The 3,602-nt window shown below is 56.3% G+C and carries 4 protein-coding genes; 2 read left to right on the top strand and 2 right to left on the bottom strand.

The features are described 5' to 3' along the window. Positions 1-208 precede the first annotated feature (208 nt). Complete coding sequence (locus GXP58_02250) at positions 209-1,390, bottom strand: hypothetical protein (protein NOY52422.1); 1,182 nt, start codon at positions 1,388-1,390, stop codon at positions 209-211. Positions 1,391-1,721: 331 nt separating this feature from the next. Between GXP58_02250 and GXP58_02245 the strand changes: the two genes are divergently transcribed. After that, entirely contained in the window at positions 1,722-1,874 is a 153-nt protein-coding gene (locus tag GXP58_02245) for a YHS domain-containing protein (protein ID NOY52421.1), read from the top strand. On the opposite strand, the gene GXP58_02240 is transcribed toward GXP58_02245, so the two are convergent. Then, positions 1,868-2,338, bottom strand: coding sequence for a hypothetical protein (locus tag GXP58_02240; GenBank protein ID NOY52420.1), 471 nt, complete (start codon positions 2,336-2,338; stop codon positions 1,868-1,870). The two genes, GXP58_02245 and GXP58_02240, sit on opposite strands and share 7 nt — an antisense overlap. A gap of 155 nt (positions 2,339-2,493) precedes the next feature. On the opposite strand from GXP58_02240, the gene GXP58_02235 reads away from it, so the two are divergent. Then, on the top strand, positions 2,494-3,498 hold the full coding sequence (locus GXP58_02235) for a hypothetical protein (protein ID NOY52419.1): 1,005 nt from the start codon (positions 2,494-2,496) through the stop codon (positions 3,496-3,498). The last annotated feature ends 104 nt before the right edge of the window (positions 3,499-3,602 follow it).

Below are 3,602 nucleotides of genomic sequence, written 5' to 3'. Positions count from 1 at the left end.
GATCTTCCCGATCATATTGTGGAGCATTACTTCATTCTTTTGAGGATAGAGCGGGACCTCTGGAAGAAGAAACTCCCTTCACCATGATGACTACGGACCGTAAACAGCCCGTAGATTACACACCTCCGGGGGCAGGCGCGTGCCATCGGCCCTTGATACTCGTTCAGATCCTTTTGCCCGGTTAGAAAGAGTACCCCCTGCACCTCCGTCAGTCCCTGGGACCGATGATTCCGAAGCTGCTGGTATAACCGTGCAGGTAGGTGGTCCCGCCAACGGGACCGATCTCTCCGCTGCAGAAGAACCCACCCAGGGGAAGATCGCCGAGAAAATGCCGAAAACGTTCCGCATCATGGTTGGACCGGCCGTAGAGCATCTGCCCTCTTCCCATGCAGGAAAAGAGAAAGGCCCCCGCATAGTGCTGTTCTTCATGTCTTCCGGCAAAATCGGAGAGGACGGCATTGAGATCGGAGGCGGAGGCGCGGGCATCCCGCAGATGGAATTGCACGGTCTGTCCTTCATGGAGACGGGCAGCGACAAAGAGATGCCCCGCCTCGGCGTCGGCGCCGATCAGGTTCCGGATCAGGAAGTCGCCGTGGGTACTGGTCTCTTTCATGGCGTCCATCCCAAGACCGATAAAGAGGGAATGCTGGACCCGTTCCTGCTCTTCCGGCTCAAGACCGTTCAGGATCTCCGCAACAACCTCCATGGCCGGTTGATGATCCAGTTCCATCAACTTATTCTCTTCGCATTCGGTCACATGCAGGACCGGACCGACGGCGTAACACCCCTGTGCGACCGCCGTATCGAGAACCACATCACCGGCCAAGGCAACCCCGACCATCCCGGACCGGAGCATCTTTCCGTTCAGAAAGAGGACATTCTCTCCTCGCTGCGATGCGGCGGAGGCCAACCCCCCGACCTTCGATGCCCCGGGGTACGCGAAATCAAAACCGCTGAGCCACTCCTCGGGTGAGAACGTAAAAGGATCCGCAAAAAGGAGAAAATGGGGGGCCTCCCGTGTCGTCACACCGATCAAATCTTCCCAGAGACGGGGACTTCCATCAAGACTCGGCAGATCGACCTGATCAACGTGAAAGGGGTGGATCGTCACACCGGGAAGAATCCCTGCCGTCAGGCTGATTCCGGGCATCCCTTCGACCTCCTTGCCGGCCCCGATCACCCCGCCCGCCGAACAACCGATCAGCACCGTGCAGGCAAGTTTTTCCTGCACGGAAAGTGCAATCCCGGCATAGTCTTCGGAAAAATGACGGGAGACAAAGAGGAGGGCCAGATCGGGCGGGGCACCCAGTCCCTTCCGCACGTCGTCAACACACTGCCGAATATTTTCATCGGCCCCGGTCCGGATCGATACGGTCGATGCCCATTTCATCGGTTTCACCTCTTGGTGAAAATGTACTGTCGATCTCCTCCACTGTCAAATGATCAGGACGGCACAGGGCGATTTCGTTTGCCAATCACACCCCATTTTTGTATAGTAACCGGAGTGGATTAGTAATCTTTCTTTCAGGGAGTGGATCGCCATGAAACGTTCATTGTTCATACTTTGCCTGATCGGGATCTTATGCTTTCTCTATCCCCCGGCCCTCTTTTCCTGCGGGGACGGGTGTGGTTCAGCGGATTGTTCCCGTCACACCGGACAGCAGGTGCAGTCGGAGACGGCAGCAACGGTCAAAGAGACGGCTCTCGATCCGATCTGCGGCATGGAGATTTCCAGTGACCGTGCGGTCGCTGAAGTGGAATATAAAGGCAAGACCTATTATTTTTGCGGAAAAGGGGAAAAAGAGACCTTTCTGAGAGATCCGGAGAAATATCTGAAGGGAGAAACCGGGCCGGAAAACGATCCGGCTCAATAGGTGCCGATCACGCCGCCGGCGACGGCCAGAAGGCTTGCAGCCAGCACGACCCAGTGGAAGACCGTCATCCGGAAGAAGACCTGGTCGGCATTCAGGTTTTTAATGTCCTTGAAGATCCTTTTAAAGAGGGCCTTCTCCAGTCCGAATATAAGAAGGGCATAGATCGTGTAGACCGTGATCATCAGGTGGAGCCACCATCCCTGCGGCGTGGACAGGATCTTGTAGAGCCCCTTTTCGTAGAGGTTGAATAGGCCGGTCAGCCCGACCATGATAATCATGATCCGGGCGATCCCGGCAAATCGGTGCTCCACACGCTGGAAGAGGAGGGCCTTTTCCATCGGGTCCTCCATATCATGAATGAGCGGGAAGAGGATCATGGTCACAAAGGCGACGCCGCCGATCCAGACGACGACGCCGATCACATGAAGGACCACGGAGAGTTGAAGCAGAAGAGTCATTTCCATATTTTGTCTCCTTTTCCGGCGGAAATATTGCGTATCATATCATAAGACCCGGAAAAATGCCAAATCCTCCCTTCGGGGAACTGGCAGGATTCCCTTTTCCGGGTTATACTGAGAAAAATTTCGGAGCTGAAATGCAGACAAAAACCATCCCCGAGATGAACAAGAAAGCTGTCGCCCTGTTGTCGGGCGGCCTCGACAGCACACTCGCCGTGAAAGTGATCCTCGAACAGGGAATCGATGTCACGGCCTTCAATCTGAAGACCCCCTTTTGCTGCTGCAACCGGAAGAAGGGCTGCGGGAATGAGGCCTTCCGCGTGGCCAGGGAATTCGGAATCCCGGTGAAAGTGATCCATGCCGATCTCGAATATATCGAGAGGGTCCGGAACCCCCGTTTCGGATACGGCAAGAACATGAACCCCTGCCTCGACTGCCGGGTCTTCCTGCACAGAAAGGCCGCCGAATTCATGGAAGAGATCGGCGCCACCTTTCTGATCACCGGGGAGGTCTTAGGGCAGCGTCCCATGTCGCAACGAAGGGATGCAATGAACCTGATCGACCGGGAGGCGGGACTCAAGGGACGGATCCTCAGGCCCCTCTCCGCAGGCGTGCTTGATCCCACCCTTCCGGAGGAGGCCGGTGTTGTGGACCGTAACCGCCTTTTGTCGATCACGGGACGGAGCCGGAAGGAGCAGATGGCCCTCGCGGAACACTTTTCCATCAGGGATTATCCCTGCCCGGCCGGCGGCTGCCTCCTGACGGATGCCCACTACGCCGTGAAGTTGAAGGATCTCTTCCGGCACAGTGAAAGCCTCCGGATGGAGGAAATCCGGCTGTTGCGGGCCGGCAGACATCTTCGGATTCATCCCGGTCTGAAGGTCATCGTGGGACGGAATGAAAAGGAGAACGAGACGCTAATCCGGTTGGCAGCGGACCGGTTCCCGGTTTTTCTTCCCGAAGATTTCACGGGACCCTGTTGTGTCGCCGTCGGGACGGTGGATGGGGAAGCGAAGAAGCTCATCTCCCGGATCCTCACCCGTTACGCCCACGTGGACGGGAAAGCAACAATCCTGATGAAAGAAGGGGAGCGGGAGGAGTTCCTGACCGCATCAGCACCCCTTCTGGAAAAAGAGCTGGAGGGTTTTCGGCTGTCGCAAGATTGATAACCTCAAAGAAGATGGTGTCGTAAAAAGTCACGAAGCCCTTCGACCCTTCGACCAGCTCAGGACAGGCGTGCTCAGGGCGAACGGTGTAAGTGATTGATATT

The sequence above is a fragment of the Deltaproteobacteria bacterium genome, from assembly GCA_013151235.1.
Taxonomy (GTDB): Bacteria; CG2-30-53-67; CG2-30-53-67; order CG2-30-53-67; family CG2-30-53-67; genus JAADIO01.
The sequence above is the reverse complement of the archived record's forward strand: the minus strand, read 5'-3'. Positions and strand labels throughout refer to the sequence as shown.

Bases quoted from the DNA above. Each gene is read 5' to 3' on its own strand.
- GXP58_02250 (NOY52422.1), bottom strand. From the start codon at position 1,390: ATGAAATGGGCATCGACCGTATCGATCCGGACCGGGGCCGATGAAAAT.
- GXP58_02245 (NOY52421.1), top strand. From the start codon at position 1,722: ATGGAGATTTCCAGTGACCGTGCGGTCGCTGAAGTGGAATATAAAGGC.
- GXP58_02240 (NOY52420.1), bottom strand. From the start codon at position 2,338: ATGGAAATGACTCTTCTGCTTCAACTCTCCGTGGTCCTTCATGTGATC.
- GXP58_02235 (NOY52419.1), top strand. From the start codon at position 2,494: ATGAACAAGAAAGCTGTCGCCCTGTTGTCGGGCGGCCTCGACAGCACA.